Origin of the sequence: Amycolatopsis echigonensis (genome assembly GCF_014174495.1) — a bacterium.
In the GTDB taxonomy this organism is placed as follows: Bacteria; Actinomycetota; Actinomycetes; order Mycobacteriales; family Pseudonocardiaceae; genus Amycolatopsis; species Amycolatopsis echigonensis.
In genome coordinates this window covers 19,907-45,420 of sequence record NZ_JACJHR010000051.1, presented here as the reverse complement: position 1 = coordinate 45,420, position 25,514 = coordinate 19,907, and the positions used below count along the sequence as shown (strand labels likewise).

The following is a 25,514-nucleotide window of genomic DNA, read 5'->3' as shown; positions in this document are numbered from 1 at the left end:
CGCTCCGCGACGGCGTCGCCCAGTGCGGTGAGGCGGCCTCCTCCGGCCGGGTCACTCCGCGGCGGACACGTCCGGAACCGTCAGCAGCGTCAGCTCCGCGTCGTCCAGCGCCTCCAGGTCGACGTCCGGCCCGGCCAGCCGCATCGCCTGCGCCCGGATCGCGCGTTCGAGCAGGCCGCGGGCCGAACGGCCGTTGGCGAAACCCGGTCCGCGGTCGAGGCGGGCCATGAACCCGGGCAGCGCTTCGGCGAGCCCGGCGTCGAGGCGGTAGCCCTGTTTGCCCGCCATGGCGGTGAAAATCTCGGCCAGCTGGGCGTTGTCGTAGTCGGCGAAATGCACTGTCGCGCCGAAGCGGGACCGCAGGCCGGCGTTGGCGTCGAGGAAGCGGTCCATGTCCGCCGGGTAGCCGGCCGCGATCACGATCAGGTCCTCGCGGTGGTTCTCCATCTGCACCAGCAGCTCGGCGATCGCCTCGGCCCCGAAATCGGTGCCCGACGCGGAACCCTGGACCAGCGTGTAGGCCTCGTCGACGAACAGCAGCCCGCCGATCGCCCGTTCGCACACCTCGCGGGTTTTCGGCGCGGTCTGGCCGATGTACTCGCCCACCAGGTCCGGCCGCGCGACCTCGACGAGGTGCCCGGACGGCAGCACGCCCAGCTCGCGGTAGATCTGCCCCATCAGGCGCGCGACGGTCGTCTTCGCGGTGCCCGGGTTGCCGGTGAACACGAGATGCCTGCTGCGCGCCCCGACCGGCAGCCCGGCCTTGCGGCGGCGCGCGTCCAGCCGCGTTTCCGCGACCAGCGCGCGGACCTGCGCCTTCACCTCGTCCAGGCCGATCATCCCGTCGAGTTCGGCGAGCAGGTCGTCCAGGCCGCGGCGCGGTCCGGCGTCGTCGCTGACCGCGACCCCGGCCTCGCCCGGCAGGTCGGCGGCCACGAGCACGGCCAGCTGGTCCGGCGGAGTGTCCGGGGCGGCGGCGAGGCGGCTGGACTGCCCGCTGATCGCGGCTTCCAGCAGGCCGCGCGCGGACCGGCCGTTCGCGAACCCGCGGCCGCGCGGGATGCGGCGGATCGCCTCCGGCAGGGCCGCGAGCAGGTCCGCGGACAGCTCGTAACCCTGGCTCTTCGCCATCACCGTGAAAATCCCGGCGAGTTCTTCGTTCGTGTAGTCCGGGAACTCGATCCGGCCGGAGAACCGCGACCGCAGGCCCGGGTTGGACTCCAGGAACTCGTCCATCTGCTTGGGATAGCCCGCGACGAACACCACCAGGTCGTCGCGGTGGTTCTCCATCTGCACCAGCAGTTCGGTGACGGCTTCCTTGCCGTAGTCGTCGTTCTCGTCGCGCACGAGGTTGTACGCCTCGTCGATGAACAGCACACCGCCCGCGGCCCGTTCGCACACTTCGCGGGTCTTCGGCGCGGTCTGGCCGGTGAACTCGGCGACTAGATCGCCGCGGCCGACCTCGACCAGGTGCCCGGACGGCAGCACGCCCAGCTCGCGGTAGATCTGGCCGACCAGCCGCGACACGGTCGTCTTCGCCGTGCCGGGGTTGCCGGTGAACAGCAGGTGGCGGCTGCGCACGGCGACCTTCATGCCCGCGTCGCGCCGCCGCGCGTCGACAGCCATCTCGTCCACCATGGACCGCACGCGCTGCTTCACCGAGTCGAGCCCGATCATCGCGTCCAGTTCGGCCAGCAGCTCGGGGAGGCTGCGCCGCGGTCCGGAGTCGTCCACCGCGCCGACGCCGGATTCGCCGGGACCGGGCAGGTCGGCGGCGACGAGCGTGACCAGGTCCGCGCCGCCGTCGGTGGTCAACCGGGTGGACTGCTTGCCGATCGCAGCTTCCAGCAGCACGCGCGCGGACCGGCCGTTCGCGAACCCGCGGCCGCGCGGGATCCGCCGGACCGCCTCCGGCAGGGCCGCGAGCAGGTCCGCGGACAGCTCGTAACCCTGGCTCTTCGCCATCGCGCGGAAGATCTGCGCCAGCTCGTCGTTGGAGTAGTCCGGGAATTCGATCGACCCGGCGAACCGCGACCGCAGGCCGGAGTTGGACTCCAGGAAGGCGTCCATTTCCTTGGGATAGCCGGCCGCGAAGACCACCAGGTCCTCGCGATGGTTTTCCATCTGCACCAGCAGTTCCGCGACCGCTTCCCGGCCGAAGTCGTCGTCCTTGTCGTTCACGAGGTTGTACGCCTCGTCGAGGAACAACACGCCGCCGACGGCCCGCTGGACCGCCGCGCGGGTCTTCAGCGAGGTCTGGCCGACGTACTCGCCGACCAGGTCGGTGCGGGTCACCTCCACGACGTGGCCCTTGGGCAGCGCACCGAGCGCCCGGTAGATCTTGCCGAGCAGCCGCGCCACGGTCGTCTTCGCCGTGCCCGGATTGCCGGTCAGCAGCAGGTGGCGGCTGCGCACGGCGACCTTCATGCCCGCTTCCCGGCGCCGCGCGTCGATCGTCATCTCCGACGTCAGCGAGCGGACCCGTTCCTTGACCGCGGCGAGGCCGATCATCCCGTCCAGTTCGGCGAGCAGTTCCTCGATCGAGGCTCCGCCGCGCTGGCCGGCCGCGGCGACGAGCGGCTCGATGTCCGCGTGGCCGATCTCGATCCGGGTGCCCGGCACCGCGCCGCGGCTGATCGCCTGCCGCGAGGCCGCGTCCAGCATCGCCTCCACCGTGCGGGCGCCGGGCTCCTTGGCCAGCGCGGCGAGGCGGTCGCGCACGTCGGCGGGCAGGCCGAACGAGCGTTCCCGGGAGAGAACGTCGAGCAGCGCGGCCGCTTCGGCGGGCCGGTCGAACCGGGGCAGCCGGTACTGCAGCATGTTCTGCACCAGGTCAGGCGCCTCGGTGCTGAGCTGCTCGAGGACCTTCTCGGTGCCGTCCAAGATGATCAGGCGGCAGCTGTCCTGGTCGCGCGCGTAATTGCGCAGCAGCCGGACGGTCCCGGCGACGTCCTTTTCGAAGAGCGCGTCGACCCGCTCGGCGAGCATCAGCGCGGAGCCGCCGTTTTCGATTTCGTTGATCGTCGCGGGCACCGAGCGCTCGACCGGGTCGTCGCCGTACTCCGCGAGCAGGGCGGCGCAGTCGAAGAACTCGGCGTTGTCGAAGCCGACTTCGGCCTCGGTCAGCGACGCCTTCAGGGCCCGGGTGAACCGGCGCTGGCCGGTGTTCGGCTCCCCCACCAGCAGGATGAACGGGTTCGGCTGCTTGGTGCCCGCGGTCATCCGGGCCGCTTCGCGCTTCTCCCATTCGGCGTAGGCCTTCTGCCACTCCTCGTAGGCCTTTTCGTACCGGGACTGCTCCTTGCGCTGCCACATGCGGTTGCCCGCGGCCAGCAGGTCGAGCGTCACCGACCGGCTGTGCCGGGCCATGTCGCCGAGCACGTTGGCGCCGGAGCCGTCCGACCCCGGACGCTCCGGTTCGACCGGCGGCGGTTCGCCGGGGCCGTTCGCGGTGCCGTGCCGGGTGGCGTCCGCCCAGGCGACCACCCGGGTGGCGCGCGTGACGAACTCGGCGATCGATTCGGTCCCCGAGACGAACATCCCGGCCTGGCCGAGGTTCTCCACCCGGATCTGCGGCCGCTGAGCGGTCGCGGGAGCCGGTGCCGGGGCACTCGCGGGAGCCGGTGCCGGTGCGGACGGCGGGGCGGCGGGCAGCGGCCCCGAGGGCACGGCCGCGGCGGGCGGCGGCTGTGCCGGGACTTGCCCGGACCACGGGCCGCCGCCCTGCGGAGCGGGCTGGTAGCCGGGCTGCGGCGGGGGGTAGCCCTGCGGAGCGGAAGGCGGTCCGCCGAAGCCGTTTCCGGCCGGAGCCGTGGGTCCGCCGTAGCCGCCGGGGCTGCCTTGCGGGCCGGGATAGCCCTGCGGCGCGGGCTGCGCCGGGTAACCGCCGGGATTGCCTTGCGGGCCGGCGAACCCGCCCGGGTTGCTCTGCGGACCGGGATACGGCGGCCGGGGTCCTCCGCCGGCACCCGGACCGGGATAGCCCTGCGGGCCGCCCGGGTACTGCTGCGGCGCGCCGTAACCCGGTGCGGGCATGCCGGGCGCGGGAGTGCCGGGCGGCGGCACGAGACGGGCGGCCGCGCGGTAGCCGGGGTCCGCGGGCGGTTGCGTGTACTGCCAGTTCCCGTCCGGCAGCCTCCGCTGCCACGCCTGGCCGGGGACGAGCAGCCATCCGACGCCGTCCGGGCCGGTCAGCGCGGCCGTCCGGCCCGCCGCCGCCTCGGACTGTGCGGCCTGGAATGCGTCCCACCCTGCGCGCGTCAAAAAGACCAGCTCCCCCTCAGGTGCCCGTGCGGCCCACGTGCCGCCGCCCTATTGTGCCCAATCCGGGACGCTCCGCGACGGCTAGCCGCCGAAGTCGTCCGTTCGCCCCTCGTGCGCGGTCACCACTGCAGGGCGTGTTTGAGCTGGTTGACCGCGATCGGCGCGAGGGTCGTGTTGAAGGTCGCGGACGGATGGTTGTCGTCCATGTAGACCAGCACGTTCCCGACGACCGCGCGGCAGCGCTTGCGGTCGCAGTAGTAGTCGGTGAAATCCAGGAACGTCACGTTGTCCGGGACGTTCTCCACCCGCTCCCACGACGGCGCCGGGGCGACCGCGGCCTCGCGCGGCACCGAGCACGACGGGTCGGCCGGGCTCTTCTGCGCGACGCAGCTGGCCATGTTGAACGCGTAGCGCGGGTTGTCGCGCACGGCCACGACCGGGATGCCCGCGTCGTCCAAAGTGGACCAGACGTCGACGAAGCCCTTCGGCGTCGACTCGTTCGGCCCGGGCTTGGAGTTGACCGTGCCGAGCATGACGACCGCGTCCGGGCGCGTGTCGAGCAGTTCGCCGGTGACGGCCTTGTTCCAGTCGACGCAGTTCTTGTCGCCCGGCATCAGCTCCGAGCCGCTCGAATACGGGCACGCGCCCTTCAGCATGGTCTTGACCTGCCAGCCGTCCGAGACGACCGCGGGCCGGAAGGCGGCGAGGTACTGCTGGATGTGCGAGTCCCCGACGAGCACGATCCGCTTGGACGGCGGGCCTTCCGGGCCTTCCGTGCAAATCTGCAGTTCCTTGTTGCGCGGCGAGACCGAGCACTGGTCCGGCGGAATGCGGGCCCAGTCGTCGGCGAGTTTCACCGTGGGCGGCACGATCGACGGCGACGGCGCGCCGCGGTAGACGAACCCCTGCGCGTGCGCGACCGCGCCCGGGTGGTCCGGGTCGCCGATGGCGATCTCGTAGTTCGCCCGCGCGCTGCTCACACCCTGCCAGACGCCGCTCGCGACGAGCACCGGGGCCAGCGCGAGCACGCCGAACCGGTAGGCGCCCCACTGTTTCGCGGTGCCGATCTTCGACAGCCGGATCGGGTTCTCGATCAGGTGATAGGTCAGGATCGAAAGCAGGAAGGACACGCCGACCACGAACGTGCCGCCGAGCAGGCCGACCGCCACCCGGTCCCGGACGACCAGGTAGAACACCAGCACCGGCCAGTGCCACAGGTAGAGCGAGAAGCTGAGGTTGCCGACGTAGCCGAGGAATTTCGAGCTGAGCCAGCGGTCCGCGCCGAGCACGCTGCCGGTCTGCCCGGCCACGAGCACCAGGCCCGCCGAGACGGTCGGCCACAGCGCGATCCAGCCCGGGAACACGCTGTCGACGTCGAGCAGGACGCCGCACAGCACCAGCCCGGCGACGCCGACCCAGCCGAGCACGATGCGCAGCGGCCGCGGCAGCGTCACCTGGTCGAGGAACATCGCCATCAGGCCGCCGAGCGCGAATTCCCACACCCGGGTGAGACCGTGGAAGTAGGCCAGCGGCTGGTCGGCCGCGGTGAGGTACACCGAGTACGCGAGCGAGGCAGCGAACAGGACGATCAGCAGCAGGTTCACCGTGCGCCGCAGCGACCAGCCGCGCCGGCGCACGAGCAGACCGAGCCCGACGAACAGCAGCGGCCACAGCACGTAGAACTGGCCCTGGATGGACAGCGACCAGAAGTGCTGCACGAGGCTCGCGCTGTTGTGCTGGGCAAAGTAGTCCACCGAATCGGCCGCGAGCTGCCAGTTCTCGTAGAACAGCGCCGACGCGACGACCTCGCGGATGGTCTGGAACCAGCGGTCCTGCGGCAGCAGCACCTGCGACAGGACCACGACCGCCAGCAGCACGGTCATCGCGGCCGGGAAGAGCCGCTTGATCATCCGGCCCCAGGTGGCGCGCAAGGCGATCCGGCCGCGCAGCAGCGCCCGGTAAAGCTGGCCGGTGATCAGGAACCCGGAGACGAGGAAGAACACGTCGACGCCGCCGGAGATCCGGTCGAACCACACGTGGTAGACGACCACCAGCACCGAGGCGAGTGCCCGCACGCCCTGCAGCTCGGGCCGGAAACGCGCCTGCGCGCCCGGTCCGGCGGGAGGCTGGCCGGACCGTTCCGGGGCAGCCACGGTGGTGCCGGACATGCAGGTTCCTCCCGAGGGCCGGTAGCCGGCCGGGGGCCGCCGACTACTGGTCATGTGCGGTCACTAGCTATACGTGACAGCTCGCGGCTTCACGCATCCGGGGTCCCCCGATGGAGCCGCTCGGCGGCGCCGGTGCTCGCGGTCGTTATCTTGACCGGGTGCCCGACTCCCGCCCTCCGTCCGTCCGCCGCGCGCGGATCGCCGACGTGCGCAAGATCAAGGCCCTCGTCGATTCCGACGCCGGCCGCGTGCTCCTCGAGAAAGATCTGGTCACGCTTTACGAGGCGGTGCAGGAGTTCTGGGTCGCGACCAACGAGGACGGCACCGGGAACGGCGACGACGACGTGCTGGGCGCCGCCGCGCTGCACGTGCTGTGGGAGGACATCGGCGAACTGCGCACCGTGGTGGTCGACAAAGCGGCTCGCGGCCGCGGGATCGGCCGGGCGCTGGTCGGCAGGCTCGTCGAAGAGGCCCGCGAGCTGGGGTTGAAACGGCTGTTCGTGCTGACGTTCGAGACGTCGTTCTTCGCCGCGCACGGATTCGTCGAGATCGACGGGGCCCCGGTGTCGCACGAGGTGTACGAGGAGATGCGGCGCTCGCTCGACCCGGGCGTGGCGGAGTTCCTCGACCTGCCCTACGTCAAGCCGAACACGCTCGGGAACTCGCGGATGCTGCTCGAGTTCTGAGCGCTCAGGAGAACCGGACGAGGATGCGGTTCCCCGAACCGTCCACGGCGGCGAGCTTCACCGTCGTTCCGGCGAAGGTCGTCGAGTCCGGGCCCTGGCGGCCGGTGTGCAGCTGGACGGACGTGTGCTCGCCGCGGCCCGGCTCGGTGAGGACCAGCGCCACGACCGCCTCCCCCGCGACGAAGCACTGGCGGCCCGGCTTGCACCGCGAATCCGAGACCAGCTGGCGGTAGCGCACGGTCAGGTCGCGGCCGGCGACCTGCACCTCCTGGCCGGGCGCGAGCGCCACGTTCCCGCCCGGCTCGGCGGCCGGCGGGCGCGAGGTCGTCTGCGCGAGGGCGGCCGGACCGCCCGCGCACCCGGCCAGCGCGGCGGCCGTCCCGATACCCAGTGCGAGCTTCTTGAGGTCCATGCGCACTGGACGGGGCCGACGCGCCGCCGGGTTGCACGTCCGGGTCAGAAGTCTTCGTCCTCGCCGCCGGCGGGCGAACCGCCCGCGTCGGAGCCGCCGCGGATCATGAACAGCACCGACTCCAGCTCGTCCGGCTTGATCAGCACGTCGCGGGCCTTCGAGCCCTCCGACGGGCCGACCACGCCGCGGCTTTCCAGCAGGTCCATCAGCCGTCCGGCCTTGGCGAACCCGACGCGGAGCTTGCGCTGCAGCATCGAGGTGGACCCGAACTGCGACGTGACGATCAGCTCGGCGGCCTGCAGCAGGACGTCGAGGTCGTCGCCGATGTCCGGGTCGATCTCCTTCTTCTCGCCCGCCTTGGCGCTGGTGACGCCCTCGTTGTAGTCCGGCTGCGCCTGTTCCTTGGCGAAGTTGACGACCGCGGCGATTTCCTCGTCGCCGACGAACGCGCCCTGGATGCGGACCGGTTTCCCGGCGCCCATCGGCAGGTAGAGCGCGTCGCCCATGCCGATCAGCTTCTCCGCGCCAGGCTGGTCGAGGATGACCCGCGAGTCGGTGAGCGACGACGTGGCGAAGGCGAGCCGCGACGGCACGTTCGTCTTGATCAGGCCGGTGACGACGTCGACGCTCGGCCGCTGGGTGGCCAGCACCAGGTGGATGCCCGCGGCGCGGGCCTTCTGGGTGATCCGGACGATCGCGTCCTCGACGTCGCGCGGGGCGGTCATCATCAGGTCGGCCAGCTCGTCGACGATCGCCATGATGTACGGGTACGGCTGGTACTCGCGTTCGCTGCCCGGCGGCGCGGTGATGTCGCCGGAGCGGACCTTGGCGTTGAAGTCGTCGATGTGCCGGACCCGGTTGGCCTGCATGTCCTGGTAGCGCTGCTCCATCTCCTCGACGAGCCAGGCCAGCGCGGCGGCGGCCTTCTTCGGCTGCGTGATGATGGGCGTGATCAGGTGCGGGATGCCCTCGTACGGCGTCAGCTCGACCATCTTCGGGTCGATCAGGATCATCCGGCATTCGTCGGGCGTCGCACGGGCCAGCAGCGACACCAGCATCGAGTTCACGAAGCTCGACTTGCCGGAACCGGTCGAACCGGCGACCAGCAGGTGGGGCATCTTCGTGAGGTTCGCGGTGACGAACTCGCCCTCGATGTCCTTGCCGAGCCCGATCAGCATCGGGTGGTTGTCCTTGACCGTGGACGGCGCGCGCAGCACGTCGCCGAGGCGCACCATCTCGCGGTCGGAGTTGGGCACCTCGATGCCGACCGCGGACTTGCCCGGGATCGGCGCGAGCAGACGGACGTTGTCGGTGGCCACCGCGTACGCGATGTTCTTGGTCAGCGCGGTGATCTTCTCGACCTTCACGCCCGGTCCGAGCTCGACCTCGTACCGGGTGACCGTCGGGCCGCGGGTGAAGCCGGTGACCTGCGCGTCGACGTTGAACTGGTCGAGGACGCCGGTGATCGCCTCGATCATCTGGTCGTTGGCCTTGCTGCGGGACTTCGGCGCGTCGCCGAGCTTCAACAGGTCGGGCGGCGGGAGCGCGTAGTCGCCCTCCACGGTGCGGGTGACCGACAGCGCGGGTTCCGGAGCCTTCTTCGGCTTCTTCTCCGGCACCTCGGCGGGCGGCGCGACCGGCTTCGGCGGCCGGATCGGCGTGGCCGGTTCGGCGAGCGCGGCGTCGAGGTCGAGCTGCTCGCCGTCCTTGTCGGCGCTGGCCTGGCGGCGGCGCGACGGCTTCCGCAGCCGGACGGCCTTCGGGTCGGCCTCGGGTTCTTCGGTTTCGTGGTCGTCGGGCTGGCTTCCCTCGTACTCGGCCAGCTCGTGCTCGTCGAGCCCCCAGGTGCGCAGGCGGTGCGGGATGTCGCGCACCGGCGTCCCGGTGAACACAAGCACGCCGAACAGGAGCGCGAGGATCAGCAGCGGCACCGCGACCCAGGTGGTGACGCCCTTGGCCAGCAGACCGCCGGAGAACGCGCCGAGGATGCCGCCCGCGTACATCCGGCCGTCGTTGGTGTCCGGGAGCGCGGTGAAGATGTGCAGCATCCCGAGCACGGACAGCACGACCAGCAGCGTGCCGATGACCATCCGCGGACGGGTCTCCGGCTGCGGCTCGGACCGCATCAGCGCGACGGCGACCACGAGCAGCACCAGCGGAAGCGTCACGGCTCCCGCGCCGAGCACGGTCCGCGTCGCGATCTCGACCGCGGCCCCGATCGGACCGGCCGCCCGCCACCAGACCCCGACCGCGGCGACGATGGCCAGCGCGATCAGCCCGAGTGCGAGCCCGTCCCTGCGGTGTTCCGCCTCGAGTTCCCGGGTGCGCCCCACCGTGCGGGCCAGCGAACCGATCCCCTTGGCGGCGAGGTTCCAGGTGCCGCGCACGCCGCGCCCGATCGCCCCGGAGCTCTTGCGCCCAGCCGGGCGCCGCGCGGGGGACGTCCGGGGCCGGGAGCTGCTCCGGGCCCTGGACGAGCCTTTGGACGACCTGCTCGAAGCGGCCGCCCGGGACTTAGCCGGCGTACGCGAACCGCGCGCCGGTGCCTTCCCGCCGCTTCCCGCCGTGCTCCGCTTCCTCGTCGCCGACCCAGCCATGCCTCCACGGTAACGGGCGAGGACCAATAGTCACATGTGCCACTCGCAGCGCATGCGAAACAATCGGTGCAAGTCACAGTCGGCCGCGGCGATCGACCTGGTCCGGGCATGAACTGTCTCGCCGCACCCCGACGGGAGAGAGAGGGTTCCGTCTCCGCGGCGACGGTGTTTGCCGATGCCGCGGCGGGGAACCACCCGATCCGGTGCGATCCGGCCGCCGTGAAATGCTCTGCGCATGTTCGCGCTCCAACAGGACGACGCCGCGCGCCGTGCCCCCGCGATCTGGCGGACGATGCTCAACCTCGACCGGGGGCTGGTGAATCTCGTCGGGCGGCTCACGGTCACCGGGTCGGTGCCTCGGGAGCTGCGGGGCAAGCCGCTGCTCATGACGGCCAATCACATCGGCGTGTTCGACGCCTTCGTGCTCATGGCGGCGTGCAAGCGGATCGGCATCAACCCCCGGTTCATGCTCGCCGGCGGGATTCTCGACGCTCCGGTGATCGGGCCCGCGCTGCGCGTGAGCGGGCATCTGCGGGTGGACCGGGCCAAGGCGGCGACCGCGGTCGGCCAGTTCGCCGAGGCGGCCGAGGCGCTGCGGACCACGCGCGAGCCGATCATCGTGTACCCGGAGGGGCGGATCAGCCACGACCCGGGCCTGTGGCCGGAGCGCGGCAAGACCGGTGCGGCCCGGCTCGCGCTGGCCGCGGGGGTGCCGGTGATCCCGATCAGCCAGTGGGGCGCGCACGAGGCCGTCTACTGGGGCACGGAGACCGTGAACGGGCCCGCGGATCTGCTGCCGCTGGCCAAATCCGGGTTGAGCGCGCCGTTGCGACGACCCCGGTTCAAGGTGCATTTCGGGACGCCGGTGGACCTCTCCGACGTCGAGCCGGAACGACCGGGCGCGGGCGTTCGCGCGCACGCCAAGATCATGCAGGCGATCACCGACGGCCTCATCCCGTTGCGCCGTCACGAACCCGTCCGCCCGCGCTTCCACGACCCGACCCGGCCCACCGACACGGTCAGCCCCTGGAAGCCCCAGCACTGAGCAGTCCGGATCGTGGGACACACCAGCGAGCCCGGCTAGGGTCGCGAGTTGTGAGCACCCGCATTCTGGTCGTCTATTACAGCGCTACCGGCAACACCGCCGCCCTCGCCGGCGCGCTCGCCGAAGGGGCGGGAGAAAGCGGTGCGGAGGTCCGCGTCCGCACCGTGCCCGAGACCGCGCCGCCGGAGGCGGTGGCGAGCAATCGGCGCTGGCAGGCCTGGGTCGACTCCGGACCGCACCACGAGCTCGCCACGCTGGCCGATCTCGCATGGGCGGACGGGCTCGCGCTCGGCAGCCCGACCCGGTTCGGCGGACCCGCCGCGCAGCTCAAGTCCTTTGTGGACACTACAGGCGGCCTGTGGGCGCAAGGAAAACTGGCCGACAAGGTGGCGACGTCGTTCACGTCGGCTTCCACCGCGCACGGCGGCCTGGAGGCAACCGTGCTGGCAATCAACAACATCTTCTACCACTGGGGCGCGATCGTCCTGCCCCTCGGCTACGCGGACCCGCACCTCCTGGAGTCCGGCAACCCCTACGGCGGCTCGTTCGTCTCGCGCAAATCCGCGGCGCCGGACGACACCGCGCTGCGGGCGCTGCGGCTTCAGGGACGACGGCTGGCGACGATCGCGACGCACGTCGCGACGGGCCTGAAAGCCTTGGAATAACTCGGTTTCGTTCGGTCGTCCCGCTCCGTAATGTCGCGCGGGTGACCACCGAACTCCCCGTCCTGGAACCACCCCGGGTGATCCGCCGGGGCCGCGGCCTGTCGCTCGTGCTGCTCGCCGCGGTCTTCTTCAGCACGTCCGGCACGCTGGCGAAACCCGTGATGGGCGCCGGCATGACGCCGGAGCAGGTGGCGGTGCTGCGGATCGGGACGGCGGGAGTCCTGCTGCTGGTCGGCACCGCGCTCTTCGCCCCGCGCACGCTGCGCGTCCGGCGCGGGGAATGGCCGATGCTGCTGGCGTACGGAGCGCTCGGCGTCGCCGGCACGCAGCTGCTGTATTTCATTGCCGCCGAACGGATCCCGGTCGGCATCGCGATCCTGCTGGAGTTCACGTCGCCGGTGCTGATCGCGTTGTGGGTGCGCGTGGTGCGGCGGCAGCGGCTGCCGCGCATGCTGTGGTTCGGGATGGCGGTCGCACTGGTCGGGCTGGCGCTGGTGGCGCAGGTCTGGCAGGGGCTGGGGCTCGACGCGATCGGACTGCTGGCCGGGATCGGCGCGGCGGTCTGTTCGGCCGGGTACTTCCTGCTCGGCGAACGCGCGGTCGCCGAGCGCGAACCGCTCGGGCTGGTCACCTGGGGCATGGTGATCGGCGGGGTGCTCGTGAGCGTCACCGCGCCGCCGTGGACGCTGCCGCTGGACCGGGCGGGCCAGACCGTCGCCTTCGGCCCCTGGACCCCGCCCTTGTGGCTGCTGCTGATCGGCCTGGTGGTGCTGTCGACGGCCATCCCCTACGTCGCGGGAATCTCCGCGCTGCGCCATCTGCCCGCCTCGGTGGCGAGCGTCGTCGGACTGCTCGAACCCGTGACGGCGGCGGCGTTCGCGTGGGCGTTGCTCGGCGAAGCCCTCGCGTGGCCGCAAGCGGTCGGTGCGGCGCTGCTGCTCGGCGGTGCCTACCTGGTCCAACGACAGACGGCCGAGGTCGCCTGACTCCCTCCCGGGAGGGAGACGGGAACCAGCCTCGAGCGGGATGTGTCCTATCGGCGGCCCCGCCACACTGAACGGGCCGCACGAGAACGCCAGGGGGATCTCATGGACAACCGACCGAGCCGGGCCGACCAGCGCAGAGCCCGCAACGCGCTCGCCCGCCAGGCAGCGACCGTGCTGGTCGCGTTGCTGCTGGCGGGCGCGCGGCGCTGACTCAGACCGGGATGACCGTCGGCACGATCATCGGCCGCCTGCGGTAGGTGTCGGCGACCCACCGGCCGACGACCCGGCGCACCGCCTGCGCGATGCGGTGGGTGTCGGTGATGCCCTCGGCTTCCGTCCGCGCCAGCTCCATCTCGACGAGCGGCACGACGGCGTGCAGGGCCTTCGGGTCGTCGGAGAACCCGCGGCCGGAGATCGTCGGGCTGCTGACCGCGCGGCCGGTGTTCGAGTCGACCACCACGGTGATCGCGATGAACCCGCCCTCGCCGAGCACCAGCCGGTCGGACAGGGTCGACTCGCCGACGTCGCCGACGGAGAGCCCGTCCACGTACACGTGCCCGACCTCGACGCGGCCGGTGCGCGAAGCCTTGCCGTCGACCAGGTCCACGACCACGCCGTCCTCGGCGATCACCACGTTGTCCGGCGCGACGCCGGTGCGGATGGCGAGCTCCCCGTTGGCGCGCAAGTGTTTCCACTCGCCGTGCACCGGCATCACGTTGCTCGGCCGGACCGCGTTGTACAGGTACAGCAGCTCGCCCGCGGACGCGTGGCCGGACACGTGCACCTTCGCGTTGCCCTGGTGCACCACGTTCGCGCCGAGCCGGGTCAGGCCGTTGACGACGCCGAACACCGCGGTCTCGTTGCCCGGGATCATCGAGCTGGCCAGCACGACGGTGTCGCCCGCGCGGATGGAGATCTGCCGGTGCTCGCCGCGTGCCATCCGCGACAGCGCGGACAGCGGCTCGCCCTGCGAACCCGTCGACACGAACAGCACCTTGCTCTCCGGCAGGGTGCTGGCCTGGTCCAGGTCCACGAGCAGGCCGTCCGGCACCTCCAGCAGGCCCAGCTCGGCCGCGATGCCCATGTTCCGGACCATCGACCGGCCCACGAACGCCACCCGGCGGCCGTGCCGCACCGCGGCGTCCAGCACCTGCTGCACGCGGTGCACGTGGCTGGCGAAGCACGCGACGATGACCCGCTGGTCCACGCGCCGGATGACGTCGTCGAGCACCGGGCCGATGTCGCGCTCGGGCATGACGAACCCGGGTACCTCGGCGTTGGTCGAGTCCACGCAGAACAGGTCCACGCCCTCGTCGCCGAGGCGCGAGAAGCCCGCGAGGTCGGTGAGCCGCCCGTCGAGCGGCAGCTGGTCGAGCTTGATGTCGCCGGTGTGCAGCACGACGCCGGCCGGCGTGCGGATGGCGACCGCGAGCGCGTCCGGGATCGAGTGGTTCACCGCGAAGAACTCGAGGTCGAACGCGCCGACCTGGCGCTTCTCCCCTTCGCGCACCTCGATCAGCTTCGGCCGCTGGCGGTGCTCCTTGGCCTTGGCCGCGAGCAGCGCGTTGGTGAACCGCGAACCGTAGATCGGGACGTCCGGGCGCAGCCGGAGCAGGAACGGGACGGCTCCGATGTGGTCCTCGTGCCCGTGGGTGAGCACGAGGCCGTCGATGTCGTCGAGCCGGTCCTCGATCGCGCGGAAGTCCGGCAGGATCAGGTCGACGCCCGGCTGGTCGTCCTCGGGGAAGAGGACGCCGCAGTCGACGATCAGGAGCCTGCCGTCGTATTCGAAGACGGTCATGTTGCGCCCGACCTCGCCGATGCCGCCGAGCGCGACGACGCGCAGGGCTCCCTCGGGAAGGGCGGGCGGGAGGTGCGTCGGGCCGGGTCCGGCGGGAAGTGAAGTCACCGGGGCATTGTCCCAACGCTGGTGTGCGAGGTGGGGGCGGTGTAGGCCGCCTGCGAATCTGCTTGTGCCACCCGTGCACCATGCCAGTCCGAGGCCGCGCTGTCCTCCAGCGGCACGCCGCCCTGGGCGAGATCGGCCGCGATCTGCTCCAGCTGGTCGTCGAACGGGGCCACGATAGGCAGCCGCGGGTCGCCGATGTCGAACCCGCGCAGGCGCAGCGAAGCCTTGCTGAACGCGACGCCGCCGACGCGCGACATCGCCCGCAGGACCGGCAGCATCCCGCGGTGGTTCGTGCGCGCGGTGGACGTGTCGCCCGCCTCGTAGGCCTCGATCATCGCGCGGATCCGGCCCGCCACGACGTGCCCGATCACGCTGACCACGCCGACCGCGCCGACCGACAGCCACGGCAGGTTCAGCCCGTCGTCGCCGGAGTAGTAGGCGAGGTGGGTGTTCGCGATGACCTCGGACCCGGCGATCAGGTCGCCCTTGGCGTCCTTCACCGCGAGGATCCGCGGGTGCTCGGCCAGCCGCTGCAGCGTGTCGACCTCGATCGGCACGATCGAGCGCGGCGGGATGTCGTAGAGCATCACCGGCAGCTCGGTCGAGTCCGCGACCGTCGTGAAGTGCGCGTACAGCCCGGCCTGGCTCGGCCGCGAGTAGTAGGGCGTGACGACGAGCAGGCCGTGCGCGCCCGCCTCGGCGGCGGCGTGCGCCTGCTCGATGCTGTGCGCGGTGTTGTTGGTGCCCGCCCCCGCGATGACCGTCGCGCGGTCGCCGACCGCCTCGACGACGGCGCGGACCAGGGCGGCCTTCTCGTCGTCGGTGGTGGTCGGGCTCTCGCCGGTGGTGCCGTTGACGACGAGGCCGTCGTTGCCGAGGTCCACGAGGTACTCGGCCAGTTCCTGGGCCCGCTTCACGTCCAGCGCCCCGGCTCGGTCGAAGGGGGTCGCCATCGCGGTGAGCACGCGGCCGAACGGACGTCCGGGCGCGGCGGCAGGTGAGGTGGACATGGCCACGACGGTACCTCCTCAGGCCGCCTAACCCGGCCCCGACCTGGTGTGCCACCGGCAACTTCGGAGAATTTCCGCCGCCGCGGGCATCGCGGAGGAACTTCTAGCGCGGCTACTTGACCTTGGCGGTGATCTGCGCCGGGATCTGGTCGTTGTTCGCCCGCGCGAGGACGCAGTAGATCTTGCGGTTCGGGCCGCTGCTGCTGTCGTTGTCCGGCTGCACCTGCCACGCCTGCTGGGTCGGCACGATCGCCCGGTAGACCAGTCCCGTGCGCTGCTGCTGCGGCACCACCGCGGAATGGAATGCCGCCGCGCAGCGCGCCTCGGCCGCCCGGGTGATGTCTTCCAGCCCCGGATACGGGGCGACGACCGCGTCGTTGTCGCTCCAGCTCTCTAGCGGCAACGGGTCGGCGGTGTCGTAGACCTCGAGCGTGTGGTTCTTCTTGCAGTCGACGTTGTTGTCCGAGCTGATCACGACGCCTGGCTGGACCACCGCGTTGTAGCAGATCTCGTACGAGGAGAACTTGGTTTTGAGGTAGCCGTCCGGGCCGTAGGTGACGGTGTCGGCCTGCTGTTCGTCCTTCTTCGGCGACCACACCGGCTTGCCGAGGAAGAACCCGCCGGCCAGCGCGGCGATCACCAGCACCGCGATCGCACCCGCCCACCAGCCGCGCCTGCTCTTGCCTTCCGGCTGCGCGGCCGTCCGGGTCGGCTGGCCGCCCACGCGGGTCTCCTGCGGCAGCACCGCGGTGGCCGGACGCTGCGTCGGACCGGTGGCGTGGGCGAGCTGTGCCCGCGCCTGAGCCGCGGTGAGGCGCGCTTCCGGGTTCGCCACCAGCAGGCCGAGGATGACCGCGCCGAGCGGACCGTGCACGCGGGTCAGGTACGGCACCTCGGTCATGATCGCGTGCAGCGTGGCGGCCGTGGTGGGCCGTTCGAACGCGACGATGCCCTCGACCGCGAAGTACAGCGTCGCGCCGAGCGACCAGAGGTCCGATTCCGGCATCGCCTCGCGGCCCTCGACCCGCTCCGGGGCCATGAAGGCGGGCGAGCCGACGATCATCCCGCTCGTGGTGAGCCGCGGGTCGTCGATGGCGTGCGCGATGCCGAAGTCGGTGAGCTTCACCCGGCCGTCCGGCGCGACCATGATGTTGGCCGGTTTGACGTCGCGGTGCACGATCCCGGCGGCGTGCGCGGCCTGCAGCGCCGACAGCACCCGCTCCCCGATCACCGCCGCCTGCTGCTCGGGCATCGGGCCGTGCGCGCGCACCAGGTCGGCGAGCGTGGGCGCCTCGACCAGTTCCATCACGATCCAGGTGGTGCCCTGGTCGGTGACCACGTCGTAGACCGTCACGACGGCCGGGTCGTTGAGCCGGCCGCCCGCGCGCACCTCGCGCAGGATCCGTTCGGAGAACACCGCGGCGCCCTCGGTTTCGGGCAGCCGCAGTTCCTTGATCGCGACCTGCCGCCCGATCACCTGGTCCTGCGCGCGCCACACGATGCCCATGCCGCCGCGGCCCAGTTCGCCGAGGAGCAGGTAGCGACCGGCCACCACGCGGCCGGCGGGGGCCGTGCGGTTCGGGTCGTGCGGGCGGGTCTGTTCGTCGGTCACGGGGTCGGGCTCCTCGGTCGGCTTCGCGCAGATGCTAGTCCGACCGCGGCGCGGCCTTGCCGGTTCCGTCCGGTGAGGACTCGCTCAGCCGGTGAAGGTGAGCGCGATGAGCACGACGTTGAGCAGGATGATCACGCCCGCGACGGCGGCGGCGAACACCGTGGTGGTGCGGCGGTTCACGTCCGCGCCCATGAGGCCGCGGTCCGCGGTCAGCCGGATCAGCGGCACGAGCGCGAACGGGATGCCGAACGACAGCACCACCTGCGACACCACCAGCGCCGCGCTCGGATCGGCTCCCAGCGCCAGCACGACAATCGCCGGGGCGAGCGTGATGAGCCGGCGCGCCACGATCGGAATCCTCTTGCGCAGCAAGCCTTGCATGATCATCGCACCCGCGTACGCGCCCACGGAGGTCGATGCCAGCCCGGACGCGAGCAGCCCGATCGCGAACAGCAGCGCGACCCCCGGCCCGAGCGCGGCGGCGACCGCTCCGTGCGCGCCTTCGATGGAGTCGACGCCTTGCTGTCCTTGAAGATTCGTCGCCGCCACCAGCAACATGCCGAGGTTCACCGCGCCCGCGAGCAGCATCGCGAACCCGACGTCGTAGCGGGTGGCCCGCAGCAGCCGCCGGCGGCCTTCGGGTTCCGGCGTGCCGTGCCGGTCGCGGACGAGTCCGGAGTGGAGGTACACCGCGTGCGGCATGACCGTCGCGCCGAGCATCGCGGCCGCGATCAGCACGCTGTCGCCGCCGCTGAAGCGAGGGATCAGGCCGTTCGCGATCCCGGCGGCCGACGGGGATTCGACGAACAGGCTCGCCAGGAACCCGACCGCGATCACCACCAGCAGGCCGGTCACGACGCGTTCGAACGGGCGCTGGCCGCCGCGGTCCTGCACCGCGAGCAGCACCAGCGACACGAGTCCGGTGATCAGCCCGCCGACGACGAGCGGGAGTCCGAAAAGGAGGTTGAGCGCGATCGCGCCGCCGACGACCTCGGCCAGGTCGGTGGCGATCGCGACGATCTCGGCCTGCGCCCAGTAGCCGAGCCGAGCGCCGCGGGAGAGCCGGTCGCGCAGCGCCTCCGGCAGCGACTGGCCGGTGACGAGCCCGAGCTTCGCCGACAGGTACTGCACCAGCAGGGCCATCAGGTTCGCCGCGACGATTACCCAGACCAGCAGATAGCCGAAGCGCGCGCCGGCGCTGACGTTGGCCGCCACGTTGCCCGGGTCGACGTACGCGACGGAGGCGACGAACGCCGGTCCGAGCAGCGCCCAGCCGGCCCGCAGCCGGGCCACGCCGCGCGGACGTGCCGCTTCCGCCACCGCCATGTGCGCCCACTTCCTGGTATCGGTCACCCCAACTCAAAGTTTAGGCGCGCCGAACTTTGTTGAGCAAGGGTGTGCTGAGCCACGCCTCCCGCCGCTGAAGGTCCGTGAAGGGCTCCTTGTAGGAATCTGATTCCCGCAGAGAGTCCTTCACGGACTTTGGTCAGGCCGGCAGGAGCACTTCGTGGCCGGCCTCGCGGAACGCCGCCACGGCCCGGTCGAGGTCGTCGGAGGGCACCAGGATGTGGTCGGTGTCGAAGGTGGACAGCGAGAACAGCGCGACGCCCGCGGCCGCCAGCTCCGACGCGAGCGCGGAAATGATGCCGGTGAGGGTGAATTCCAGCGGCCCGCGCACGGTGAACAGCCGCCAGCCCTCCTCGACCGTGCCGCCCTCGGGTTCGCGGCCGGCGGGGCAGATCAGCGACAGCTCGTCGGGCGTGCGGGTGACCGACACGAGCGCGGGTTCGCCCGGTTCGAGCAGTTCAGCGGGGACGGCGGCGTCGGCGGGCAGCCGCACCACCGAGTACGGACCGGGGCGGAGGTCGATCGTCAGGTGTTTCATCAGGGTGGTGTCAGCCTTCCAGCACCTTCGGGCTCGAGGCGATCTCGGTGCCGTCGGGCAGGGTTGAAATCGTGAAGTCGGCGAACACGTTGGCCGCCGCTTTGTGCAGCTGCCGCAGGCATTCGACGGCCAGGGAACGGATCTCGACGTCCGCGTGCTCGGTGGCGCGCATCGCGACGAAATGCCGCCAGGCGCGGTAGTTGCCGGTGACGACGATGCGGGTTTCGGTCGCGTTCGGCAACACGGCGCGGGCCGCCTGGCGCGCCTGCTTGCGGCGCAGGGTGGCGCTCGGCGCGTCCCCGAACTTCTCCTCCAGCCCCGCGAGCAACTCGTCGTAAGCGGCCGCGCTGGCCTGCGTGGCCTTGACGAATTTCTCGTGCAGCACCGGGTCTTCGGCGATGACGTCCGGCTCGACGAACTCGGCGTCGCGCTCGGGAACGTAGCGCCGCGACAGCTGGGAGTAGGAGAAATGCCGGTGCCGGATCAGCTCGTGGGTGAGCGAGCGGGAGATCCCGGAGAAGTAGAAGGTGACCGTCCCGTGCTCGAGAACGGCCAGGTGGCCGACGTCGATGATGTGCTCGAGATACCCGGCGTTGGTCGCGGTCGCGGGATTGGACTTCTCCCAGGACTGGTAGCAGGCGCGCCCGGCGAACTCGGCGAGCGCTTCGCCTCCCTCCGCGTCGGTGGACCAGGGCACGTCCTCGGGCGGGAAGAACTCGGTTTTCGCGATCAGCTGCACCTTGGGCGGCACCGGTCTCGCTCCCCTCATGTCGGCTCCGCCAGCCTAACCCGGCGGCACGGGTGACATCACCGTGCCTTGACGTGACGTCATTCGTGACGCCATAGTGGTGTCATGGACTTGACGCCGTATATCGCGAACCTTCGCGAAGACCTCGCGAGCACGGCCTCCGCCGGGGACGAGCAGACCCGGCGGGCGGCCGCACTGCTGTCGTCTGCTCTGGAACCGGCGGTCCGGCTGACGCTGATGAACGCGCTGGCCGACCTGGCGGCCGAGGTGACCGCCGCGCTGCCCGGCCAGGTCGTGGACGTCCGGCTGGACGGCCGGGACGTGCGCGTGGTCGTCACCGGCGGCGAGGACCGTTCTTCTTCCGCGCCTCCCCCGCCACCGCCGCCTCCCGCCCCGCCGATCGACGGCGGCGACATCTCGCGGATCACGCTGCGGCTGGTCGAGCAGATCAAGGGCCAGGCCGAACAGGCCGCGGCCGCGCAGGGGGTTTCGCTGAACACCTTCGTGGCGCAGGCCGTGCAGGGGGCGCTCGGCCAGGCGCAGCAGCACCAGCAACGGCACCAGCGCTGGCACGACAGCGGCAGCGGCGGGGGCCGCACCGAGACCAAGCTGCACGGCTGGGTCGAAGGCTAGAAGGGGGCATCACCATGGGCGAGAACCGGGAAGACCAGGGGAAGAACACCGAAGACCGGGTTGGGGAGCCGGGTTTCGGGAGCGCGGGCGAAACGCCCTCGGAAGCCGCGTCCGGCACTGCTGCCGACGGCGCGGCGAGCGAGCCCTCCGCGGGCGAAGGGGCATCGGGCGAGGCGGGCGGGACCGGGGCCTCGAGCGCTGAGTCCACTTCGGACAGTTCAACGGCCGCTGCGGCTTCGGACGCCTCGGCGGGAACCGGCTCGGATTCCGCGGAACCGGGTCCGTACGTGCGGTTGCAGGACTTCGAGGCGGACGGTCCGGTCGAGCTGGACCTCGGCGTCACGATCGGGCGGGTCGAGGTCGTGCTCGGGCGGGAGTCCGGGGTGACCGTGCGGCTGCAGCACGACGCGGGCGAGCAGCCGTCGTGGGTCAACGGCGTCAGCAGCCTGCTGTCGTGGGTCGGCGAGAAGTTCGGGGACCAGTTCGGCGGCATGCCGGAGTTTTCGGTCGCCGACGCGGTGCGGCAGGCGCGGATCGAGAAGACCGGCAACCGGGTCGTCGTGCGGGCGGCGAAGGCGTGGCAGCTGCGGAACGTTCCGGTGGCGGTCACGGTTCACGCGCCGGCCGGGTCGCACCTCGAAGTGCGTGCGGGCTCGGCGGACGTCACGGTGACCGGCACCGCGGGCCGCGCGGACATCCTCACCGGGTCCGGCGAGGTGACGCTGGAACGCGCGGACGGCGCGGCCACCATCCGGACCGGAACCGGAGCCGTGAAACTCGGCCCGACCCTGGCCGGACTGCAGCTGCGGAGCGGAAGCGGTTCGGTCGAGGCGGCGTCGATCTCCGGCCCGGCGACGCTCGGCACCGGAACCGGAAACGTCTGGCTGGGCGCGGTCGAAGGCGACGTCATGGCCCGCACCGGCAGCGGCGACCTGTCGGTGGCCGACGCGGCGTCCGGGTCGCTCGAACTGATCACCGGCTCGGGCGAGGTGCGGGTCGGCATCCGGAGCGGCGTGCGGGCGGAAGTGGAACTAGCGTCGGCGGCGGGGCGGGTTTCGAGCGAGCTGGACGTGTCGGACACGCCGCCGGAGGGCGCGGTCGCGCTGAAAGTTCGCGCCCGCACCGGAACCGGCAACGCGGTGGTGACCCGCGCGGCGGGCTGACCATCCCGTCCGCTCAGGCCGACACACCCGTCACTCCACGACCCCGGGTGCGCCGAGCGGACGGCTGCAAGGGGGAGGCGGCGGGCCGCACCGGAGCATTCCGGGTGGCCCGCCGCTTCGCGCTGTCCGGGAATCCCTTGTGTGCCAAGGAAAGCCGACGGGGCGCGTTTCCCCGTGCGCCAGCCAGAGCCGTCGCGGCTCGGATTCCTCGCGTGCCCAGCCCAGCCGCCACAACGACTTTTCTGCCGCGCCAACGAATCTGGCCGCTATAACGACTTCCGCGCGCCCATACCTCCGCCCCTGCGGCGGAAACCCCTCAGGAGTCGTGAGTGTCTATGCCGGTTCTAACCGGCATAGACACTCACAGGCCCGCAGGTTGCGCCGCCGACACCGCCATCTAGCTCCCGAGCGCGCGGGGCACCATGAGCGACAACGCCGGTTCTCCCCGGCACCACTCAAGCCCCCAAGCCCCCACGCCGCCAACACCGGCACCCAGGCCGCGCAGGGCACCATGAGCTGCAACGCTGGTTCTCCCCGGCACCCACGCTCACAAGCCCCGCAGATCGCCGCGCCGCCGACACCGCCATCTAGGCACCGAGCACGCGGGGCGTCGTGAGCGGCAACGCCCGTTCTCACCGGCACCAACACTCAAAAGCCCCCAGGTCACCGCGCCCCCGACACCGCCATCTAGCTCCCGAGCGCGCGGGATGCCGTGAGCAGCAATGCCGATTCTCCCCGGCACCAACGCTCACCAACCCCCGCTCACTTCACCGCGCGCCGCAATGCCCGGGCCAGATCACCCCGCTCCCCCACCGCGACGCCGTCCAGTCCCTGCCATTCCGCCATCGTCCGCAGTTCCCCCGCCAGCTCCGCCGCCACCCTCGCCTGGTCGGCTCCGGGCTCGGCGAACGCGCCCTGCACCCGCAGGACCCCGGCCGCCCGGTCGGACTTCAGGTCCACTCGCGCCGACAGCTCCCCGTCCAGCAGGAACGGGAACACGTAGTACCCGTGCACCCGCTTGGGTTCCGGGACGTAGATCTCGATGCGGTACCGGAAGCCGAACAACCGCTCGGTCCGCGCGCGTTCCCAGATCAGCGGGTCGAACGGGCACAGCAAAGCCCGTCCGGGCACTGCCCGCGGCGTGCGCGCTTCGGCGTGCCGGTACGCGACCGCGCGCCAGTCGGCGACCTGGACCGGCTCCAGGACGCCTTCCTCGACCAGTTCCTGCACGGCTTGCCGGGTGACGTCCGGGCCCAGGCGGTAGTAGTCGCGCAGGTCGGTTTCCGTTGCCACGCCCAGTGCCCGCGCCGAGCGGTCGATCAGGCCGCGGGCACCTTCGTCCGCGGAAACCTTGCGGGACAAGATCTCCGGCGGCACCACTCGCTCAGTCAGGTCGTACAGCCGCTCGAAAGACCGCCGCGTGCCAGTGCTCAGCTGGCCGACGCCGAACAGGTACTCGCACGCCTTCTTCACCACCGAGCGTTCCCACCACGCGCCCGGCCCGCGCCGGACCGCCTCGGTTTCCAGCTCCTTTTCGATCGCCCCGGCCCCGATCGGACCGTGTTCCTTCACGACCGCCAGCACGTCGTCGAGCAGGCCGGGCATCGTGTCGACCACCCGGGTGTAATTGCGCCACCAGCCGTCCCGTTTCGCGCCGGACCGCAGCAGCGGCCAGTCTTCGATCGGCAGCAGGCTCGCCTCGTGCGCCCACGACTCGACCAGCAGCCGCGGCCGGCGCGCGCGGTGGCTCCAGGCGGCGTCGTCGACCAGCGCCGGGTCGTACGGGCCCAGGCGCGAGAACAGCGGCATGTAGTGCGCGCGCACGGCGACGTTCACCGAGTCCAGCTGCAGCAACTGGACCCGCGACAGCACCTTGGCGAGGTGCCGCCGGGTCGGGGCCGAGGCGGGCCGGGGGTCGGCGAATCCCTGCGCGGCCAGAGCGGTGCGGCGGGCGACGGAAAGGCTGATCGTCTGCATGATTCCGCCATGGTGCCAGCCACCCCCGACAGTTTCGGTACATTGCCCGCGTGAGTGCCGCCGAAGTCCGTCCCGCGAACCCGTCCGACGCCGCGGAGATCGCCCGCATCCAGCGGCTGACCTGGCGGGCCGCCTACGCCGGGCTCCTGGGCGAGCAAGCCATCGACGAGCTCGACAAGGCCGATCTCGAGGGCACCTGGGCGGAGACGATCGAGTACCCCGATTCCCGCGTCTACCTGGCCACCGAGGGCTCGTTCACGGTCGGCTACTGCGTCGCGGGCCCGGCCCCGGAGGACGAGGCCGCCGCGGCCGACGGATCGGCGCCCGAGGACGCTCCCGGGTTGATCGCGTCGCTGGTGGTCGAGCCGCGCTGGGGCCGCCGCGGGCACGCCGGACGGCTGCTCGCGACCGCCGCCGCCGACCTGCGCGCGAACGGGCTCAGCCGCGGCATCACCTGGGTCGCCCAGTCCGATCACGCGACGCTGGGCTTCTACCGCCGCGCCGGCTGGTCCCCCGACGGCACCGTCCGCACCCTCGACACCGGCCGCGGCACCCTGCGCGAAGTCCGGCTCACCGGCACGCTGGACCTGGAACTCACACAGTGACCGGCTCTTCGCGCTTCGCGAAGACCACCCAGCGCATCACCGAGTACATGAACACGCCCTCGCACGCCCCCGCGATCAGCCGCGACAGGTGGTATTCGACACCCAACGCGGCCAATCCAGCACCCAGCCCGAGCAGGAACGCCACGTAGTTCACCGCGATCGCCACCGCGTACAGCACCGCCTGGCGGCCCACCGGCGCGTGCGAACGGAAGTTCAGCGCGCGGTTCAACACGAAACTCAACCCGAACGCGACCACGTACGCGACGCTGATCGACAGCCACACCGGCCACTTCAGCCCGCCGTGGAACAACGTCAGCAGCACCAGGTCGACGCCGAACGTGAAGCCGTTGATCACCGCGAAACCGAGGAAACTCGGCGCGACGATCCGCGACAGTCCGAACGGCAGAACGCGCACGACCGCGGCGCACAGTCCGGCGAAACGGTCGGCGAGGGGCACCTCAGGCACCTGTCCGAGAGTGGCAGCAGAAGGTGACCGAGAGCGGTCGGCCAGGTGATCTTCTGGGGTTGGCGCCCAGGAAAAGAGTGGGGTTAACCCCCGTGATCTTTTCGTGATGGCTGATAGCTTTGGGGTGAGCAGGGACACGGAGGGGGTGACGCGATGGGATGGGTGCTCCTGACCCTCGGCGTCGCCTTCGGCTCGGCGATCGTGCCGCTGGTCAACGCGGAGCTCTTCGTCATCGGCCTCTGCGCGAGCCAGCACAGCGTGCACTGGCTGTGGCTGGGCGGCGCGGTCGCGGTCGGCCAGATCGCCGGGAAACTGCTGTACTACCTGGCCGCGCGCGGCTCGATCCGGCTCCCGAAGGTCCTGCACGACCGGCTGCACCGCGAACGCCCGCTCACGCCGCGGCGGGTCCGCTGGCAGCTGCGCACCAAGGTGATCCGGAGCAAGATCGAGGCTCTGCGCGAACGCTGCCAGCGCCATCCGCACTGGATGACCGGCACATACGGGGTCAGCTCGCTCGTCGGGCTGCCCCCGTTCATGGCGACGAGCGTCCTCGCCGGGATGGTCCGGATGCGGCTGTCGACGTTCGTCGCCGCGGGCCTGGCCGGACGGTGGGTGCGGTTCAGCTTGCTGGCGGCTTCGCCCGCGCTGTTCGCCGGTTGGCTGCACTAGCCCGCTGCGGGAGCC

The 25,514-nt window shown here is 71.5% G+C and carries 20 protein-coding genes; 8 read left to right on the top strand and 12 right to left on the bottom strand.

Annotated elements, in window-relative coordinates; translation table 11 throughout:
• Positions 1-51: 51 nt before the first annotated feature.
• Both H5411_RS49395 and H5411_RS29725 read right to left on the bottom strand, forming a co-directional pair.
• On the bottom strand, positions 52-2,427 hold the full coding sequence (locus H5411_RS49395; RefSeq protein WP_376772250.1) for an AAA family ATPase: 2,376 nt from the start codon (positions 2,425-2,427) through the stop codon (positions 52-54).
• A 1,955-nt stretch (positions 2,428-4,382) separates the two neighbouring features.
• On the bottom strand, positions 4,383-6,431 hold the full coding sequence (locus tag H5411_RS29725) for an acyltransferase family protein (RefSeq protein WP_220817660.1): 2,049 nt from the start codon (positions 6,429-6,431) through the stop codon (positions 4,383-4,385).
• A gap of 158 nt (positions 6,432-6,589) precedes the next feature.
• On the opposite strand from H5411_RS29725, the gene H5411_RS29720 reads away from it, so the two are divergent.
• A complete protein-coding gene (locus tag H5411_RS29720) occupies positions 6,590-7,117 on the top strand; it encodes an amino-acid N-acetyltransferase (protein ID WP_101441390.1) in 528 nt (175 codons plus the stop codon).
• Positions 7,118-7,121: 4 nt separating this feature from the next.
• Here H5411_RS29720 and H5411_RS29715 read toward each other — a convergent pair whose 3' ends face one another.
• Complete coding sequence (locus H5411_RS29715; protein ID WP_246369416.1) at positions 7,122-7,529, bottom strand: hypothetical protein; 408 nt, start codon at positions 7,527-7,529, stop codon at positions 7,122-7,124.
• A gap of 44 nt (positions 7,530-7,573) precedes the next feature.
• Positions 7,574-9,916, bottom strand: a complete 2,343-nt coding sequence (locus tag H5411_RS29710; RefSeq protein WP_376772249.1) for an FtsK/SpoIIIE family DNA translocase — start codon at positions 9,914-9,916, stop codon at positions 7,574-7,576.
• 445 nt (positions 9,917-10,361) lie between these two features.
• On the opposite strand from H5411_RS29710, the gene H5411_RS29705 reads away from it, so the two are divergent.
• The 3 genes from H5411_RS29705 to H5411_RS29695 are packed head-to-tail and all read left to right on the top strand — an operon-like array spanning position 10,362 to position 12,822.
• Positions 10,362-11,171, top strand: a complete 810-nt coding sequence (locus H5411_RS29705) for a lysophospholipid acyltransferase family protein (protein WP_183125728.1) — start codon at positions 10,362-10,364, stop codon at positions 11,169-11,171.
• A gap of 50 nt (positions 11,172-11,221) precedes the next feature.
• The gene (gene wrbA, locus H5411_RS29700; protein ID WP_183125727.1) at positions 11,222-11,836 is read left to right on the top strand and encodes an NAD(P)H:quinone oxidoreductase; all 615 of its coding nucleotides are present in this window, start codon (positions 11,222-11,224) and stop codon (positions 11,834-11,836) included.
• A gap of 41 nt (positions 11,837-11,877) precedes the next feature.
• A complete protein-coding gene (locus H5411_RS29695; protein WP_183125726.1) occupies positions 11,878-12,822 on the top strand; it encodes an EamA family transporter in 945 nt (314 codons plus the stop codon).
• A 211-nt stretch (positions 12,823-13,033) separates the two neighbouring features.
• Here H5411_RS29695 and H5411_RS29690 read toward each other — a convergent pair whose 3' ends face one another.
• The 6 genes from H5411_RS29690 to thyX form a co-directional block, all read right to left on the bottom strand.
• Entirely contained in the window at positions 13,034-14,731 is a 1,698-nt protein-coding gene (locus tag H5411_RS29690) for a ribonuclease J (protein ID WP_183125725.1), read from the bottom strand.
• On the bottom strand, positions 14,728-15,741 hold the full coding sequence (dapA, locus tag H5411_RS29685) for a 4-hydroxy-tetrahydrodipicolinate synthase (RefSeq protein ID WP_183125724.1): 1,014 nt from the start codon (positions 15,739-15,741) through the stop codon (positions 14,728-14,730). Before dapA ends, H5411_RS29690 begins: the two co-directional genes overlap by 4 nt.
• Before the next feature lie 112 nt (positions 15,742-15,853).
• Complete coding sequence (locus H5411_RS29680) at positions 15,854-17,353, bottom strand: serine/threonine-protein kinase (RefSeq protein WP_183125723.1); 1,500 nt, start codon at positions 17,351-17,353, stop codon at positions 15,854-15,856.
• Positions 17,354-17,437: 84 nt separating this feature from the next.
• Positions 17,438-18,679: an Nramp family divalent metal transporter gene (locus H5411_RS29675; RefSeq protein ID WP_183125749.1), complete on the bottom strand. Its 1,242-nt coding sequence runs from the start codon at positions 18,677-18,679 to the stop codon at positions 17,438-17,440.
• Positions 18,680-18,839: 160 nt separating this feature from the next.
• Positions 18,840-19,238, bottom strand: coding sequence for an ACT domain-containing protein (locus tag H5411_RS29670; protein WP_101440532.1), 399 nt, complete (start codon positions 19,236-19,238; stop codon positions 18,840-18,842).
• A gap of 10 nt (positions 19,239-19,248) precedes the next feature.
• Positions 19,249-20,007: an FAD-dependent thymidylate synthase gene (thyX, locus tag H5411_RS29665; protein WP_183125722.1), complete on the bottom strand. Its 759-nt coding sequence runs from the start codon at positions 20,005-20,007 to the stop codon at positions 19,249-19,251.
• An 84-nt stretch (positions 20,008-20,091) separates the two neighbouring features.
• Here thyX and H5411_RS29660 point away from each other — a divergent pair, with 84 nt between their 5' ends.
• Both H5411_RS29660 and H5411_RS29655 read left to right on the top strand, forming a co-directional pair.
• A complete protein-coding gene (locus H5411_RS29660; protein ID WP_101440534.1) occupies positions 20,092-20,619 on the top strand; it encodes a toxin-antitoxin system HicB family antitoxin in 528 nt (175 codons plus the stop codon).
• A 287-nt stretch (positions 20,620-20,906) separates the two neighbouring features.
• Complete coding sequence (locus tag H5411_RS29655; RefSeq protein ID WP_101441393.1) at positions 20,907-21,782, top strand: DUF4097 family beta strand repeat-containing protein; 876 nt, start codon at positions 20,907-20,909, stop codon at positions 21,780-21,782.
• 762 nt (positions 21,783-22,544) lie between these two features.
• Here the strand turns inward: H5411_RS29655 and H5411_RS29650 are convergent.
• Complete coding sequence (locus H5411_RS29650; RefSeq protein WP_183125721.1) at positions 22,545-23,759, bottom strand: winged helix-turn-helix domain-containing protein; 1,215 nt, start codon at positions 23,757-23,759, stop codon at positions 22,545-22,547.
• Positions 23,760-23,809: 50 nt separating this feature from the next.
• On the opposite strand from H5411_RS29650, the gene H5411_RS29645 reads away from it, so the two are divergent.
• The gene (locus H5411_RS29645; protein WP_183125720.1) at positions 23,810-24,364 is read left to right on the top strand and encodes a GNAT family N-acetyltransferase; all 555 of its coding nucleotides are present in this window, start codon (positions 23,810-23,812) and stop codon (positions 24,362-24,364) included.
• On the opposite strand, the gene H5411_RS29640 is transcribed toward H5411_RS29645, so the two are convergent.
• Positions 24,354-24,830 (bottom strand): GtrA family protein, encoded by a 477-nt coding sequence (locus H5411_RS29640; RefSeq protein ID WP_167442109.1) that lies wholly within the window; start codon positions 24,828-24,830, stop codon positions 24,354-24,356. The genes H5411_RS29645 and H5411_RS29640 overlap by 11 nt on opposite strands.
• A gap of 153 nt (positions 24,831-24,983) precedes the next feature.
• Between H5411_RS29640 and H5411_RS29635 the strand changes: the two genes are divergently transcribed.
• Positions 24,984-25,499, top strand: coding sequence for a YqaA family protein (locus H5411_RS29635; protein WP_183125719.1), 516 nt, complete (start codon positions 24,984-24,986; stop codon positions 25,497-25,499).
• The last annotated feature ends 15 nt before the right edge of the window (positions 25,500-25,514 follow it).

Bases quoted from the DNA above. Each gene is read 5' to 3' on its own strand.
- H5411_RS29650 (WP_183125721.1), bottom strand. From the start codon at position 23,759: ATGCAGACGATCAGCCTTTCCGTCGCCCGCCGCACCGCTCTGGCCGCG.
- dapA (WP_183125724.1), bottom strand. From the start codon at position 15,741: ATGTCCACCTCACCTGCCGCCGCGCCCGGACGTCCGTTCGGCCGCGTG.
- thyX (WP_183125722.1), bottom strand. From the start codon at position 20,007: ATGAGGGGAGCGAGACCGGTGCCGCCCAAGGTGCAGCTGATCGCGAAA.
- H5411_RS29660 (WP_101440534.1), top strand. From the start codon at position 20,092: ATGGACTTGACGCCGTATATCGCGAACCTTCGCGAAGACCTCGCGAGC.
- H5411_RS29725 (WP_220817660.1), bottom strand. From the start codon at position 6,431: ATGTCCGGCACCACCGTGGCTGCCCCGGAACGGTCCGGCCAGCCTCCC.
- H5411_RS29705 (WP_183125728.1), top strand. From the start codon at position 10,362: ATGTTCGCGCTCCAACAGGACGACGCCGCGCGCCGTGCCCCCGCGATC.
- H5411_RS29635 (WP_183125719.1), top strand. From the start codon at position 24,984: ATGGGATGGGTGCTCCTGACCCTCGGCGTCGCCTTCGGCTCGGCGATC.
- H5411_RS29670 (WP_101440532.1), bottom strand. From the start codon at position 19,238: ATGAAACACCTGACGATCGACCTCCGCCCCGGTCCGTACTCGGTGGTG.
- H5411_RS29675 (WP_183125749.1), bottom strand. From the start codon at position 18,679: ATGGCGGTGGCGGAAGCGGCACGTCCGCGCGGCGTGGCCCGGCTGCGG.
- H5411_RS49395 (WP_376772250.1), bottom strand. From the start codon at position 2,427: ATGAAGGTCGCCGTGCGCAGCCGCCACCTGCTGCTGACCGGCAATCCG.
- H5411_RS29715 (WP_246369416.1), bottom strand. From the start codon at position 7,529: ATGGACCTCAAGAAGCTCGCACTGGGTATCGGGACGGCCGCCGCGCTG.